The 14881-nt window shown below is 59.3% G+C and carries 9 protein-coding genes; 2 read left to right on the top strand and 7 right to left on the bottom strand.

The annotated features are described in order from the left end of the window. Window positions 1-67: 67 nt before the first annotated feature. The 5 genes from H663_RS36855 to H663_RS36830 all read right to left on the bottom strand — a co-directional run bounded on the left by H663_RS36855 (window position 68) and on the right by H663_RS36830 (window position 8092). Complete coding sequence (locus H663_RS36855) at window positions 68-1714, bottom strand: OFA family MFS transporter (protein ID WP_053173783.1); 1647 nt, start codon at window positions 1712-1714, stop codon at window positions 68-70. 291 nt (window positions 1715-2005) lie between these two features. After that, window positions 2006-3316, bottom strand: coding sequence for a benzoyl-CoA 2,3-epoxidase subunit BoxA (gene boxA / locus H663_RS36850; RefSeq protein WP_053173781.1), 1311 nt, complete (start codon window positions 3314-3316; stop codon window positions 2006-2008). A 492-nt stretch (window positions 3317-3808) separates the two neighbouring features. Beyond that, window positions 3809-5236 carry a benzoyl-CoA 2,3-epoxidase subunit BoxB gene (gene boxB / locus H663_RS36840; RefSeq protein WP_053173777.1) on the bottom strand — a complete coding sequence of 476 codons (1428 nt, stop codon included), beginning with the start codon at window positions 5234-5236 and terminating at the stop codon, window positions 3809-3811. A gap of 124 nt (window positions 5237-5360) precedes the next feature. Continuing rightward, window positions 5361-7019 (bottom strand): 2,3-epoxybenzoyl-CoA dihydrolase, encoded by a 1659-nt coding sequence (gene boxC, locus H663_RS36835; protein WP_053173775.1) that lies wholly within the window; start codon window positions 7017-7019, stop codon window positions 5361-5363. 158 nt (window positions 7020-7177) lie between these two features. Further along, window positions 7178-8092, bottom strand: a complete 915-nt coding sequence (locus H663_RS36830; protein ID WP_053176700.1) for a helix-turn-helix transcriptional regulator — start codon at window positions 8090-8092, stop codon at window positions 7178-7180. A gap of 167 nt (window positions 8093-8259) precedes the next feature. Between H663_RS36830 and H663_RS36825 the strand changes: the two genes are divergently transcribed. Then, window positions 8260-9819 carry a benzoate-CoA ligase family protein gene (locus tag H663_RS36825; protein WP_053173773.1) on the top strand — a complete coding sequence of 520 codons (1560 nt, stop codon included), beginning with the start codon at window positions 8260-8262 and terminating at the stop codon, window positions 9817-9819. A gap of 429 nt (window positions 9820-10248) precedes the next feature. Here H663_RS36825 and H663_RS36820 read toward each other — a convergent pair whose 3' ends face one another. Both H663_RS36820 and H663_RS36815 read right to left on the bottom strand, forming a co-directional pair. After that, window positions 10249-12642, bottom strand: a complete 2394-nt coding sequence (locus tag H663_RS36820) for an ATP-binding protein (protein WP_133240056.1) — start codon at window positions 12640-12642, stop codon at window positions 10249-10251. A gap of 127 nt (window positions 12643-12769) precedes the next feature. Next, a complete protein-coding gene (locus tag H663_RS36815) occupies window positions 12770-13732 on the bottom strand; it encodes a LysR family transcriptional regulator (RefSeq protein WP_053173769.1) in 963 nt (320 codons plus the stop codon). A gap of 125 nt (window positions 13733-13857) precedes the next feature. Between H663_RS36815 and H663_RS36810 the strand changes: the two genes are divergently transcribed. Continuing rightward, complete coding sequence (locus H663_RS36810; protein ID WP_053173767.1) at window positions 13858-14874, top strand: Bug family tripartite tricarboxylate transporter substrate binding protein; 1017 nt, start codon at window positions 13858-13860, stop codon at window positions 14872-14874. The last annotated feature ends 7 nt before the right edge of the window (window positions 14875-14881 follow it).

Below are 14881 nucleotides of genomic sequence, written 5' to 3'. Positions count from 1 at the left end.
CTGCAAACGCAATCACTGCGGCAGCGGGGTTTCACCGGGCATTGAGCCCGTTGTGCTGACGTGTGCGTCAGGCAAAAAACTTCGCCACGCTGAGCAAGGTGCGGTAGATACCCCAACCCAAAGGAATACCCACAGCGGCCCAAGCCACAACCACCACCATGGGGTTGACGGCATCCGAACCTGGCGCTTGCCCACTGCGCAGCACTTCAGAGGAAAGCGCCTTTTCATGCGCCAAACGTCGTTCATGCGCCAGTTCGTCTGCTGTCATGAACCATTTGTCGTTCAGCGGTTTGACCAGCAAATTACAGATCAAGCCCACCATCAACATGCCCACCAGGATGTACATGGTTTGGTTGTAAACCTGTTCACGCGCAATACCCAAGCCCAGTTGGTATTCGCGCATGTAGTTCACCACCACCGGACCCAGCACGCCTGCCGTGGCCCATGCCGTGAGCAAGCGGCCATGGATCGCGCCCACCATTTGCGTGCCAAAGAGGTCCGCCAGGTACGCCGGCACAGTGGCAAAACCACCACCATACATGCTCAAAATGATGCAAAAAGCGGCCACAAACAAAACGATGTTGCCCGCCGATGCACTGCCGGGAACGCTGAAATACAACAGACCACCGAGAACAAAAAACACCACATAGGTCAATTTGCGACCCAGTTTGTCCGACAAGCTGGCCCAGAAAAACCGGCCACCGATGTTGAACAAACTCAACAAGGCGGTAAACCCTGCAGCCACCGTGGCAATGGCTTTGAGCTGTTCTTTGTCGAGGTCAGCAAACTTGGCCTGTACACCGATCAAGCTGCCACCGAACACCTCTTGCAACATGGGTGAAGCCATGCCGAGCACCCCGATGCCGGCACTCACGTTCATGCACAGCACCATCCAGATCAGCCAGAACTGGGGGATGCCCCAGACTTTGCTCACATGCACATGCCGCTGAGTGATCATGGCGTTGTGCACTTGGGCTGGTGGCGGCGTCCAGCCTTCAGGTTTCCAGCCCGTTTCAGGCACGCGGTAACCCAAAGCACCTGCCATCATGAACACGAAGTACACCAAGGCCATGACGATGAAGGTGTGCATCACGCCCACATCAGTGGGGCCAGCGAAATACTGCATCAAGTCTGCAGCCAAGGGCGAACCAATCATGGCACCGCCGCCAAAGCCCATGATGGCCATGCCCGTGGCCATGCCCCGCCGATCCGGGAACCACTTGATCAGCGTCGAGACGGGCGAGATGTAGCCCAGGCCCAAACCAATGCCGCCAATGATGCCGGAGCCCAGCAACATCAACCAGAACTGGTGCAGGTAAACACCCAAAGCCGACAGCAGCATGCCCCCACACCAGCAAACTGCCGACACCACGCCCGCTTTGCGCGGCCCTGCTCGCTCCAACCAGCCACCCCAAGTGGCGGCGCTGGTGCCGAGCAACACAAAGAACAAGGTATACATCCAGCCCAAGGATGAAATTTGCCAATCACAGCTGGTGGTGAAAAGTTGCCCCCCAAACCCCACATCGGGTCCGCACGGGATGGCTTTCTGGATACCCAGGGCTTTGGACAGCGGCAGCCAAAACACTGAAAAACCATAGGCCATGCCAATGCTCAGATGAATGGCCAAGGCCGCTGGGGGCACCAGCCAGCGGTTGAAGCCGGGTCCGGCAATGATTCTTTCTTTGTCCAGCCAACCGGGGGAATGGGTGCTCATAGGGATTACTCTTGTCATTGATGTGGCCGCATGGGCCCGGTCAAGTCATCGGTCGCGCAAGCCCAAAGCGGCCCAATACTTGCGGGCAAGAATGCACCTGACGGAAACTGATGGATCCGGCACGCTGAAGTTTGAAATGTGTGTGCAATGTCATCTCGCAGGTCGCTACTCGCCAAGGCCGACATGATGGGTTTCGCCGCAGGCCCATGTCGGGGCCTTCGACCGCCGACCTGCAACATCTTTGAGCATTGAAAACTTCACAGACCTGAACAGGACCATGAAGCCTCCGGCTCAATACGTTTCGAGGTGCAGGCGGCCTTCTTTTTTGAGTACCGCGCCCACGGTATCCCAATCGAGTCCGGCCTTCTGTGCGATGTCGCGCAGTGCCATGACCACGCCCTCTTCCATGCTTTTGAGGCCACAGACATAAAAGCAGGTGTTCGGGTCTTTGAGTTGCAGCGCGATGTCGGCGGCGCGCTCGCGCATGGCGTCTTGCACGTAGCGTTTGGTTTTGCCAGCTTCACGCGAGAAAGCGAATTCGATGTCGATGAAGTCTTTGGGCAAGTTGTTCAGCGGGCCAAAGTAGGGCAACTCGGCAGGGGTTCGGGCACCAAAGAACAACATCAGTTTGCCCCCTTCGAACTTGCCGCTGGCGCGCAGGCGGCGACGCCATTCGGTCATGGCGCGCATGGGGGCAGAGCCAGTTCCGGTGCAGATCATGACGATGCTGCTCTTGGGGTGGTTGGGCATGAGGAAGCTGGCACCAAACGGGCCAATCACCTGCACCTTGTCGCCCACATTCAGGTCGCACATGTAGTTGGAGCCGACACCGCGAACGGGTTTTCCGTCGTGGTCTTCGAGCACGCGCTTGATGGTCAGCGACAGGTTGTTGTGGCCGGGACGCTCACCGTTGCGGGGGCTGGCAATCGAATACTGACGGGCGTGGTGCGGCTTGCCTTTGGCATCCACACCCGGCGGGATGATGCCGATCGACTGGCCTTCGAGCACCGGGAAAGGCATGCCGCCGAAGTCGAGCACGATGTGGTGGGTGTCGTAGTCTTGTTGGCCGTCTTGCTTGCCCACCTCGGTCACGCGCAGGTTGCCCGTCACGGTGGCGGTGATGGTTTTGTCTTGCGCCTTGGGGCCGTACAGGTTGGTGTAGGCGTGGGCAGCCGACCAGGGTGGGATGGTGGCGCCGAATTGGGCTGAGTTGAAACCCGAGGCGGTGGCGATGCTGACGGCTGATGAAGACGAAGCGGCGGCTTGTAACGCGGCTTGCGCTTCATCTTGGGCTGAACTGGCGTCACCCCCAGCGGCAGCCAGTTCTTCGGCGCTCAGTTCAGCGGGCAGGTCGTACCACTTGAGTTGTTCTTCAATGCTGTAGGCCTTGGCTTTGGGCACCATGCGCCAGTTGTCAATCGAGCCGGTGGGACATGGCGAGATGCAGTCCATGCACGAATTGCAGACGTCGGCTTTAACCACGTAGTTGAGCGAGTCGTGCGTGATGGCACCGACCGGGCAAATCGCTTCGCAGGTGTTGCAGCGGATGCAGATTTCCGGGTCGATCAGGTGTTGTTTGATCAGCGTGGCTTCGGTGCTCATGGCTTAGTCTCTCTTGTGTCTTCTTGGTCAGCAGTGTGTCTTGGTGGTCTGCGTGGTCCGCAACGGTTTGGCTTGGGTATGCATGGTCCGCAACGGTTTGGCTTGGGGCCGGGCGCCTCATGCTGGGGTACCAGAAATCGGCACCCGGCCCCAAACCATACCGTTGCTGAGTGCCCGTTTCAGCTTTCTGAGTCTACTGGCACCCTCTGTGTTCAGCACACCCATGTCATTGAAAGGGCAAGGGGCGGGTGACGATTTTCGGTACCCCGGTATGAGGAACCCGCCCCTTGCCCTTTCACTGACCGCCTCAACTCCAGGCAAAACATTCGGCATCCCAACCGTTGAGAAACCACCCAGACGCGAAACAAAGCCCATGCAGTGGACAGGGGAAGGGGCGGGTGACGATTTCTGGTACCCCAGCATGAGGAACCCGCCCCTTCCCCTGTCCACTGCCGCCCCCGCCAAGAGCGAGGACGGCAGCAAGAGGATCCATCAGTTGAACCGGACGTAATCAAAGTCCACTGGCTGACGGTTGATGCCCATGACGGGTGGCGCGATCCAGTTGGCGAACTTGCCTGGCTCCACGACACGGCCCATCAGGCTGGCCACATAGGCACGGTCTTCGTTGGTCGGCAACCACTCGCCCACTTTGGCCATCCACTCGGCGTCGGTCACCACACGGCCATCGGGCGTGATCTTGGAGCCGGACAAAGAACCGATGTTGCGGTGGAACGCCTTGTGTGGCGCAGTCAAGGTGAAAGGAATACCGGCCTTGCTGATCACACGGTTCCAACGGTCGATGCCGCCTTTGGAGTCGGTGATGTAGTCGTCGCGCAGCACTTCGTTCAAAGCGTTGAGCATCGGCACTTCTTTTTCGACCAGCTTGCCGTCTTCGACCGACAAAATCTTGTAGCTGTTGCCCTTCAAGATGTGGTCATCACCACGCTTGCCTTCTTCGTAGCGGCCTTTCAGGCCCGAGCTGTAGAAGGTGGCCGCGTTGGACGACTCGTCGGCACCGAACAAGTCGATGGTCACCGAGAAGTGGAAGTTGATGTAACGCTGGATGGTCGGCAGGTCGATCACGCCCGCAGCGCGCAGCTTGGCCACGTCGTCGGTCTTGAGCTGGTTCATCACATCCACGGTGCGCTGGATGGTGCGGCTCACGCCGGACTCGCCCACAAACATGTGGTGCGCTTCTTCGGTCAGCATGAACTTGGTGGTGCGGGCCAGGGGGTCGAACGCCGACTCGGCCAAAGCGCACAGCTGGAACTTGCCGTCGCGGTCGGTGAAGTAAGTGAACATGAAGAAGCTCAACCAGTCAGGCGTCTTCTCGTTGAAGGCCTGCAAGATGCGTGGGTTGTCTTCGTTGCCGCTGTTGCGCTGCAGCAGGGCATCGGCTTCTTCACGGCCGTCCTTGCCGAAGTATTTATGCAACAGGTACACCATGGCCCACAGGTGGCGGCCTTCTTCGACGTTGATCTGGAACAGGTTGCGCAGGTCGTACATGCTGGGCGCAGTCAGTCCCAAGTGGCGCTGCTGCTCGACAGACGCTGGCTCGGTGTCGCCTTGCGTGACGATGATGCGGCGCAGGTTGGCGCGGTGTTCGCCAGGCACGTCTTGCCAGGCTTTCTCGCCGATGTGGTCGCCGAAATGGATCTTGCGGTCTTGCTCGCCGGGGTTCATGAACACGCCCCAACGGTAGTCGCGCATCTTGACGTGGCCAAACTGGGCCCAGCCTTGCGGGTCCACGCTCACGGCGGTGCGCAGGTACACGTCCATGTCGGTCGAGCCCTCGGGGCCCATGTCATCCCACCAGTTGATGAAGTTGGGCTGCCACTGCTCGAGTGCGCGTTGCAGCGTGCGGTCTTCGCTCAAGTTGACGTTGTTGGGGATTTTTTCGCTGTAGTTAATACCGGACATCATGATCTCCTGGGGTGGTTAGGGGGGTGGGTTGTTTGGGGTTATGCGTTGAGCGTTGGGCGTTCGGCGTTGGTTTCCAGCTTCACGCTCAACTCTTAACCCTCAACGCCAAACGCTGATCGAATCAGACGCGGTTCAGATCAAACAGGACTTTCTCGCCCTTGCCGTAGACCTTCAGGGCACCCTTGTCGCCGACGGCGTTGGGGCGCTGGAAGATCCAGTTTTGCCAGGCGGTCAAGCGACCAAAAATTCGGGTCAGCATGTTCTCTTGCTGGGCAAAACGCAGGTTGGCTTCCAAACCGGTCAGCGCATCGGGCGACATGGAAGAACGCTCTTCCAGGGCCAGGCGGATTTCGTCAGCCCAGTCGATGTCGTCTGGCGCTGCTGTGACCAAACCCAAAGCCAAGGCTGCATCGGCGTCCAAGGCCTTGCCGATCGCGCCGCGTGCGGCTTCCATGGCGGGCACTTCTTCATAGAAGCGACGCTGCAAGCGGGTCTGATCGTTGACCATGGGAAAGAAACCGAAGTTCATTTCGTTCAGCTGGATCTTGGGGGCTTTGGCTTCATCGTCCGGCAGCGCCAGCATGTAGGCGCGGTCGGCGCAGAAAGCCAATTCGGCGAGTGTGCCGACAAAACAAGTCCCTTCTTCGACCAAGGCAAACAAGCTGCGCGAGGTCACGTCCATGCGGGCCAGGGTGCGGCGCAGGTGGCCGATGGTCTCGCGCACCAACCAGTGGTCTTTGTTCGCCAGTATCGTGGCATCGGAAGCCAGCACAGCTGCAGCGTCGCCCGAGGTCTTGAGCACCCAGGTTCCGATGTCGAGTTCGTTGGTGCGCATATGCAAGATGGCGTCGTCCAGTTCGCGCACCATCTGCAGCGGCCACCAGTTCACGCCTGCGGCTTCGATGCCGGCGATGTCGGTGGGCTGGGCAGTGGCGGGGGCCTTGACAGTGAAGGTGGCGATGCGCTTGGCGCGGTCGATGTCCACCGAGACATTCGTGTAGTTCAGGCTGTCAGCGGCGTTGTTGCGGTTCAAAGGTGTCAGTGCCACGCCTTTGGCACCCACGGGGCGAATGCTGTCAGCGGCCAGCTTGGCGGCGCGCGCTTTGACCACATCCTTGAACACAGCAGGCTTGGCGATCGCGTCGACCAAGCGCCAGTCCACGGCTTTTTGACCGCGCACGCCTTCGACGCTGGTGCAGAAGATGTCGGCCAGGTCGTGGCGCACATGGCGCTTGTCGGTCACGCGGGTCAGGCCGCCGGTACCGGGCAACACGCCGAGCAGGGGCACTTCAGGCAAGGACACGGAAGACGAACGGTCGTCCACCAGCACGATGTCGTCGCAGGCCAGGGCCAGCTCGTAGCCGCCGCCAGCGCAAGCACCGTTCAGGGCTGCGACAAATTTCAGGCCGTCATGCTTGCTGGAGTCTTCGATGCCGTTGCGGGTTTCGTTGGTGAACTTGCAGAAGTTGACTTTCCAGCCGTGGGTGGACACACCCAGCATGAAGATGTTGGCACCGGAGCAGAACACGCGGTCTTTCAAGCTGGTCACCACCACCGAGCGCACTTCGGGGTGCTCAAAGCGGATGCGCTGCAGCGCGTCGTGCAACTCAATGTCCACACCCAGGTCGTAGCTGTTGAGCTTGAGTTTGTAGCCAGGGCGGATGCCAGCGTCTTCGTTGATGTTGATCGACAAGGTCGCGATCTCGCCGTCAAAGGCCAAGTTGATGTGCTTGTATTGCGAAGGGTGGGTCTGGTAGTCAACCTGAGGTGCTGCGGTCATGGGGGTCTCCGTGTCAGAGGATGGGGTTGATGTCGGTCAAAAAATGCATTTCACTGCATGTTGATCTGAAGTTTAGTGCAGATACTCGCACACCACAACATGCACTTTAATTCATTTAATAAGTGTTTACCCTAGGAAATAAACATCCACACCGCAGCTCAAGCGGACAAGTCCAAATGCTGGCGAACCGAAGTCAGCAAGGCATCAAACGCCTGGTCTTCGGTGCAGCCACTGGTGTTGATGGCCATGTCGGCTTTGGAATAGAAGGCCGAGCGCCCGTCCAGAATGCGCTTGAGGTCTTCCATGGCCTCGCGACTGGCGGCCATGGGGCGCATATCGCCTTGCGCCGCCACCCGGGCCATGTGGTCGCTGGGGTCGGCTTGCAGCCAGACGGTGGTGCAGTGAGAGAGCAGCACGTTGAAGTTGGCCGAATCAGACACCAGGCCACCGGGCGTGGCAATCACCACTTCGGGGTAAATCTGGATCGCTTCTTCCAGCGCCCGTCGCTCGTAGCGCCGGTAGGCGTTGGCCCCATACAGGTTGTGGATCTCGCTGATTTGGCATCCCGCAAACTGCTCGATTTCACGGCTGAGTTCAATGAACGGAAAACCCAAATCGTCGGCCAGGCGCTGACCCAAAGCGGTTTTGCCCGCACCGCGCAAGCCAATCAAGGCAATGCGGTTTTTGCGCTCTTGCGCGTTGCCGCCTACGCCAAACAGTTCAACCAGTTGCACGCGGGCACGGCGCAAATCGGCCTCGCTGCGTTTGGACAGCAACTCGCGGATCAGCAGCCATTCGGGCGAGGTGGTGGTCACATCGCCCAGCAATTCGGCCAAAGAGCATTGCAGCGCCTGTGCCACTTGCAACAGCACCAGCACCGACACATTGCCCGTGCCGTATTCGAGGTTGGCCAGGTGCCGCTCGGAAACATCCGCGGCCAAGGCCACGGCACGGCGCGTCATCCCTTTGCGAGAGCGCAGGGTGCGCACACGCTCGCCCAGCGCCTCCAGAAATGGGTTACTTTTGGCTTGTGGCCCGCTCGGATCGGTGGACAGACTGACTTCGGAGGTCATGTTCAACATGGCTTTTCAAAAACAGGGAAAACCCTAGGACTTCAAGGAACCCGAAACATGCACTTTATTGCATACTTACAGGCAAGCACAATAGTGCATGAAGTTCTGTTTATACCGCCAACTGGCGCACTTGAACACCTGACACTGAAATCACTTGGAGACCACGCATGCGCCCCGCATCCCCACCGCCCACCGAATTCAACTTTGCCCAGCACCTGATCGCCAGCAACGCGACACGCCCCGAAAAAACGGCGCTGATCGACGACGCCGGATCGCTCAGCTATGGTCAGTTGACCGAGCAGATTCGCCGCTTTGCCGGGGGCTTGAAGGCACTCGGTCTCAAGCGCGAAGAACGCGTGCTCTTGCTCATGCACGACAGCAACGACTGGGTGGTGGCGTTTTTGGGTTCACTCTATGCGGGCGTGGTGCCGGTGGCGGTGAACACGCTGCTCACACCCGATGACTACGCCTTCATGCTGCGCAACAGCCGAGCCCAGGCTGCGCTGGTGTCCGCAGCGCTGCTGCCCACGCTGCAAGCCGCGATGGATCTGGCCAAAACAGAAGTGCGCCACCTTGTCGTGTCGCGGCCTACAGGTGCATTGAGACAGGGCCAGTTCAACATGGCCGACTTCGTCGCCCAAAACCCAGCCACGCTGCCCGCCTCCACTTTGGCGGATGAACCCGCTTTTTGGCTGTATTCGTCGGGCTCCACGGGCCAGCCCAAAGGCACAGTGCACAGCCAGGGCAACCTTTACTGGACAGCCGAGTTGTACGGCAAGGGGGTGCTGGCTTTGCGCGAGAGTGATGTGGTGTTTTCAGCCGCCAAATTGTTTTTTGCGTATGGCCTGGGCAACGCCCTGACCTTCCCCTTGAGCGCGGGCGCAAGTGTGGTCCTGATGGCCGAGCGCCCCACCCCGCAAGCCACCTTCAAGCGACTGGTGGAGCACCAACCCACTGTGTTCTATGGTGCACCCACCGGTTATGGCGGCATGCTGGCCCAGCCCGACTTGCCTGCAAAAAATGCGGTGGCCCTGCGCCTGTGCTCGTCGGCGGGTGAAGCCTTGCCGCGCGACATCGCCGAGCGCTGGTCCAGCCACTTTGGCTGCGACATCATCGACGGCATTGGCTCCACCGAGATGCTGCACGTCTTTTTGTCCAACCGCCCCGGCGACGTGCGCTATGGCACCACCGGCAAGCCCGTGCCCGGCTACGAAGTGCAGCTGCGGAGCGAGGACGGCAGTGTGCTCAGCGGGCACGACGAGATTGGCGATCTGTTCATTCAGGGCCCCAGCAGCGCCCTGATGTACTGGAACAACCGCGAGAAATCGCGCGACACCTTCCAGGGCGTGTGGACGAAAAGCGGCGACAAATACACGCGTGACGCCGATGGCTACTACACCTACGCAGGGCGCAACGACGACATGCTCAAGGTCAGCGGCATTTACGTCTCGCCCTTCGAGGTCGAGTCCACCTTGGTACAACACACCGCCATCCTGGAAGCTGCCGTGATCGGCAAGCAAGACACCGACGGTCTGACCAAAACCAAGGCCTTCATCGTCCTGAAACAGGGCCAGAGTCTGAGCGAAGCCGAAGTCAAAGCTTTTGTGAAGGAACGCCTGGCCCCCTACAAATACCCGCGCTTCATCGAGTTTGTGGCCGAGCTGCCCAAAACCGCCACCGGCAAGATCCAGCGCTTTCGCTTGCGCGACCTTGAAAAAGCCAGCTGAGCAACCCCTCAGGGCGGTTCACTATTGACCCGGCCCTGTGAAGTTTTCAATGCGCGAAGATCTTGTAGGTCGGCGGTCAAAGACCCCGACATGGGCCTGTGCCGAAACCCATCATGTCGGACTCTGCGAGTACCGACCTACGCGATGACATTTCTCACACATTGATGTTGTAGGTCGGCGGTCGCAGACCCCGACGTGGGCCTGTTCTGAAACCCATCATGTCGGACTCTGCGAGTACCGACCTACGCGATGACATCTCTCTCACATTGATGTTGTAGGTCGGCGGTCAAAGACCCCGACGTGGGCCTGTGCCAGGCCCATCATGTCGGCCCATGCGAGTGCCGACTTGCGAGATGAAATGTCTTTCACATTTCAAACTTCAGCGTGCCGAATCCCTAAGGTCTGCCCGGTGAAAGCGGTGCGGATGCCTCAAACCGCACCATCGGGCGTGTCAGCGACGACCACCCGGTTGATTTCCTTTTGCAAGGCCTCTTGCGACATGGGCTTGGACACGTAGCCATCTGCCCCTGCGGCCAGGAAGCGCTCCTTGTCGCCAGTCATCGCATGGGCTGTGACCATTAAGACCGCTGTTCGACGCCCCGTTCCAGCTTCTTTTTCGCGCAGCAAACGCAAGGCCGTCAAGCCATCCATGACCGGCATCATCACATCCATGAGCACCACATCAAAGTCGTGCTGATCCAGCAATCCCAAAGCATGCTGCCCGTCATTGGCCGTGTCAAAACCATAGCCCATGCGCTGCAACATGATTTCCGCCAGCTTGCGGTTGATGTCATGGTCCTCCACCAACAAGACCGACAAGGACCGGCCTGGCTGCGGACTGCCTGAAGACGCATTGCCGTTCACACGGGCTGCAGCTTCCAATGCCAGATTGCGCACCACCAGCTTGACAGGCAAGGTGGCCACAAAGGTGGCACCTTGCCCTGGCTGGCTGTGCGCGGTGATGTCCCCGCCCATCAGTTGCAGCAAGCTGCGTGTGATGGCCAGCCCCAGGCCAGTGCCGCCAAATGAACGCGTCACGGAGCCATCGGCCTGTGTGAAGGGACTGAACAAGGCATCGGTGCGCGATGGGTCAAAACCGATGCCTGTATCGGTGATGCGGATGCAAAGCACCTGCGTCTGCGCATCAGGCCCCGGCATGGCCTCGGCCCTGATCGTCACACTGCCCTGATCGGTGAACTTGATGGCATTGCCAATCAGGTTGGTGAGCACCTGGCGCATGCGCACCGCATCGAGCCACACCAGATCAGGCACCGATGCATCGGTTTGCACCCGCAGCTCAACCCCCTTGACCCGTGCAAGCTGCTCCAGCGAACGTGCTGTGTGCCGAATCAGTTGCGAGGGCACCACCTCCAAAAGCTCCAACTCCAGGGCATTGGCCTCGATTTTCGAAAAATCCAGAATCTCATTGATGATGTGCAACAAATGATGGGCCGAATCACGGGCCAGCGTCAGATACTCTTTTTGCTCCTTGGAGTCGTCGGTGTCCAGCGCCAGCTCGGTCATGCCCAAGATGCCGTTCATCGGCGTGCGGATTTCATGGCTCATGTTGGCCAGAAACTCTCCCCTCAAGCGGTTGGCCTGCTCGGCCTTGTCCTTGGCGTCAACCAGCATGTCCTGCGCATCCTGAATAGCCGTGAAATCCTGCATCACGCCAATGAAAAAATGTGCGTTGTCGACCCGCGTTTCGTTGATGGTCAGGCGCACAGGAAAGGAGGTCCCGTCCTGACGCCGCCCCTGCAGCACGCGCGGCTGATTGATCAGTTTTTTCTCGCGACTGATGAGGTAGTTTTGCATATACACATCATGTTGCCTGCTCTCAGAGAGGTTCATCAACAAGTTGATGCGCTGTCCCATGAGCTGGTCCATGCGGTAACCGAACATGGCTGCGGTGGCGTCATTGCACTGAACGATGCGCCCTTGCGCATCCGCCACCACAATGGCCTCGGGCACCGACTGAAAAATGCTGTTGAGCTTGCTCTCGCTCAACCGCAAATCGCGCTCAACCGATTTGCGCTCGGTGATTTCACCGCTCAGCTGGCCAATGGCCTGATGGCGATCAGCCGACAGTTGCCGCGCCTTCATCAAGGCCCCCCGCAGGCGCCGCACCGAGTACCAGATCATCAACAGCCCCCCCATCAGCAGGGCCAACAAGATGGAAAAGGTGCGATTGAGCACCTCGGTGCTGGCCAATTGCCATTGCGACACCGGCAAAATCACTTCGAGCGCGCCGCGCACATCCCCTTCTTTCCAGTTTGTACGGGGAGAGCCGGGGTAACTGTTGTGGCACGACACGCATTTGGGCAACATGCGGTCGGCTTGGGCAAAACGCAAGACACGCACCCCGTGCATGATCTCTTCGCGCACAAAAGGCTCATCGGGACGGGCCTTGAGGTGTTGCAGCGCCTGCTGCTGAAAGCTGTCCAGTTGCTGGTCCGCCAGGCGCCATGGAAAAGGCTGAGCGCTGTACAGGCGCACCTGGGTGCCGCCGTCGACCTTGGACAAATAATGACCCAGATCAATCGCCAAGGTAGCGGGCAGTGGCAAGGCTTTTTCACGCTGCTTGTAGTCGTGCGTGATCTCCATGCCGCCCTGCACAGCGAGGGGCACCAATTCCTGGGCATAGAAGTTGCGAAACTGCGTGATCGAAGCCGCATGAGCCGCCGCACTGTCAGTTGCATATTGCCGCACCACACGTTCGCTGGACTGGTAGGTGTAGAGAACCATCCACAGGCCCATGGCCAACAGGCCGGCCCCCAGCCACTGCATCGGCCAGCGCAGCAACAATTGCTTCCAACTGGACATCAAACTGTAAAAAACCTTCACATACAACTTTCAAATATCCATTGGATGATAACAATGAATACTTTGATACCCAAAAACAGGAATGCCTATGGCGTGTGACATCACGCCGTTGCAAACCCATTACCGGTCACGGTCCAGCCGCCAGCAAATCAGCCTTCCATTCAGAGCCCGTTGAAGCCAGCACTTGCTCGATCTTGCCGATCAGCCACAAAGCCGCTGGCGACAGCACCCGCCCTTGGGCATGGATGACCGATGTGGCCAGCGCCTGTGCGGCGGCGTACTGCACATGCGGCAAGGCAAGGCCTTGTGCAGAGGAAACAGCGCAGGGCAAAGCGCTGGCCATGGCCTCGTACGTGGCAAACAAAACACTGTCACTGGACAGCATCACCGACTGCAACACCGCCACGCTGTCGCAGCTCAACCCCACAGGCAATTCTTCGTGGTGGGGCAATTCATAAATCTCCTGCAAGGCCAGTCTGGCCTGCAGCGGCAAGACCGGGCCAATGAGTTTGTAATGCCGCAAAGCCTGGCGCTGCGCCAAGGCATCCAAGGCCAGCAAAGGATGCGACTGGCGCACAAAAAAACCAAAGCGCTGGGGCGGCAAAGGGCGCACTTCAAAGTCGGCAGGCGGCGGCAAGCTGTGCGTCAGGGCCACCACAAAATCAAGCTCGTTGCGTTGCAACTTGCCCCGCAGCCGCTGCCAGTTGCCAATGTCCACATCCACCGTGAGACCCGGTTTTTCTCGCACCTGCTCAATCAGCAATCGGGTCAAAAAAGCCTCGGCCGGAAACACCCCCACGCCGAAATTCACATGCCCCGAGTCCACCCCGACCAGTTGCTGCGCCTCGCGCTTGAGGCTTTCGGCATCGCCCAAAATTTGCAAGGCCCGGGGCAGGATGCGCTGCCCGGCGTCGGTCAAGCTCACGCCCTCATGGGCCCGGTTGAGCAGCTGCAGGCCCAAGGATTCCTCCAGCGTCTGGATGCTGCGCGTCAAGGCAGGCTGGGTCAAGTTCAGGCGCAGCGCCGCCTTCAGGAAGGATTTCTCCTCGGCAATGACAGCCAGATGTTCGAGTCTGCGCAGGTTCAACATATAAATTTATTTTATGAAAGTCCTATTTTTTTGCAATTGTTTTTATTTTGAACACCCTCTAAGCTGAATCCGGTGCCAGCGCCCAACCCCGCTGGCGTCACCGATAAAAACCACAGGAGACCTCCATGACATCACCTCTCAAGTCTTTCAATCTGCGCCAGCGACGGACCTGGGCCCGCGCCCTGCTCGCCAGCCTGTACATCGGACCGCTGGGCCTCGCCTGGGCACAAGACGCCGCCTGGCCCACGCCCGGCAAAGCTGTGCGCATCGTGGTGCCTTTCCCTGCCGGTTCCGGCTCTGATGGTCTGGCACGCACGATTGCGCGCAAATTGAGCGAAGACACCGGGGGCAACTTTGTCGTGGACAACAAACCCGGCGCGGGCACCTTGATCGGTGCCCAAGACGTGGCACGCGCGGCCAACGACGGCCACACCTTGCTCTACACCATCGTGGTCACCCACACCCAAAACCCACACCTGTACAGCAAACTGCCTTACGACCCGTTCAAGGACTTCACACCCATCACCCAGGTGGCCCGATCCGCCACGGTGCTGGTGGTCAACAAAGAGTCGCCCTTCAACTCGGTGCGCGACATGCTCAACTTTGCGCGCAGTAATCCCGGCAAACTCAACTTTGCCTCGTTCAGCCAGGGCTCAACCTCGCACCTGAATGCCGAAATGCTGATGATGCGCAGCAACACCCAAATGGTGCATGTGCCCTACAAAGGCACGCCAGACGCCACACGGGCCCTGATGGCGGGCGATGTGCAGTTTTACTTTGACGGCACCGCCACCGCTGTGGAGGGTGCCAAGGCCGGACGCTTCAAACTGCTGGCGGTTGCCGCCGACAAGCGCTTGAGTGTCTTGCCCGACTTGCCCACCATGACCGAGGCCGGGGTGGAAGGCATCGACATCGTGGGCTGGCAGGGCTTTTTTGCACCGGGCAACATGTCGCCTGCCCTGACCAAGAAAATCTCGGACGCCATAGGTCGCGCCTTGAAATCGACCGAGGTGAGCCAAATGATCACCAACCAAGGCAATGAAGTCAGCGGCGCTGGCCCTGAAGAGTTTGCCCGCATCGTCAAGCGCGACCATGAACGCTGGGGCACCGTGATCAAACGCCTGAACATCAAGCTCGACTGAACTTTCC

Origin of the sequence: Limnohabitans planktonicus II-D5 (assembly GCF_001270065.2) — a bacterium.
GTDB classification, from domain to species: Bacteria; Pseudomonadota; Gammaproteobacteria; order Burkholderiales; family Burkholderiaceae_C; genus Limnohabitans_A; species Limnohabitans_A planktonicus.
Note: the sequence above shows the minus strand (reverse complement) of the source record. Positions and strands in the feature narration are given on the sequence as shown.

Coding starts and splice junctions, on each gene's coding strand:
- H663_RS36855 (WP_053173783.1), bottom strand. CDS start 1,714: ATGAGCACCCATTCCCCCGGTTGGCTGGACAAAGAAAGAATCATTGCC.
- boxA (WP_053173781.1), bottom strand. CDS start 3,316: ATGAGCACCGAAGCCACGCTGATCAAACAACACCTGATCGACCCGGAA.
- boxB (WP_053173777.1), bottom strand. CDS start 5,236: ATGTCCGGTATTAACTACAGCGAAAAAATCCCCAACAACGTCAACTTG.
- boxC (WP_053173775.1), bottom strand. CDS start 7,019: ATGACCGCAGCACCTCAGGTTGACTACCAGACCCACCCTTCGCAATAC.
- H663_RS36830 (WP_053176700.1), bottom strand. CDS start 8,092: ATGACCTCCGAAGTCAGTCTGTCCACCGATCCGAGCGGGCCACAAGCC.
- H663_RS36825 (WP_053173773.1), top strand. CDS start 8,260: ATGCGCCCCGCATCCCCACCGCCCACCGAATTCAACTTTGCCCAGCAC.
- H663_RS36820 (WP_133240056.1), bottom strand. CDS start 12,642: ATGTCCAGTTGGAAGCAATTGTTGCTGCGCTGGCCGATGCAGTGGCTG.
- H663_RS36815 (WP_053173769.1), bottom strand. CDS start 13,732: ATGTTGAACCTGCGCAGACTCGAACATCTGGCTGTCATTGCCGAGGAG.
- H663_RS36810 (WP_053173767.1), top strand. CDS start 13,858: ATGACATCACCTCTCAAGTCTTTCAATCTGCGCCAGCGACGGACCTGG.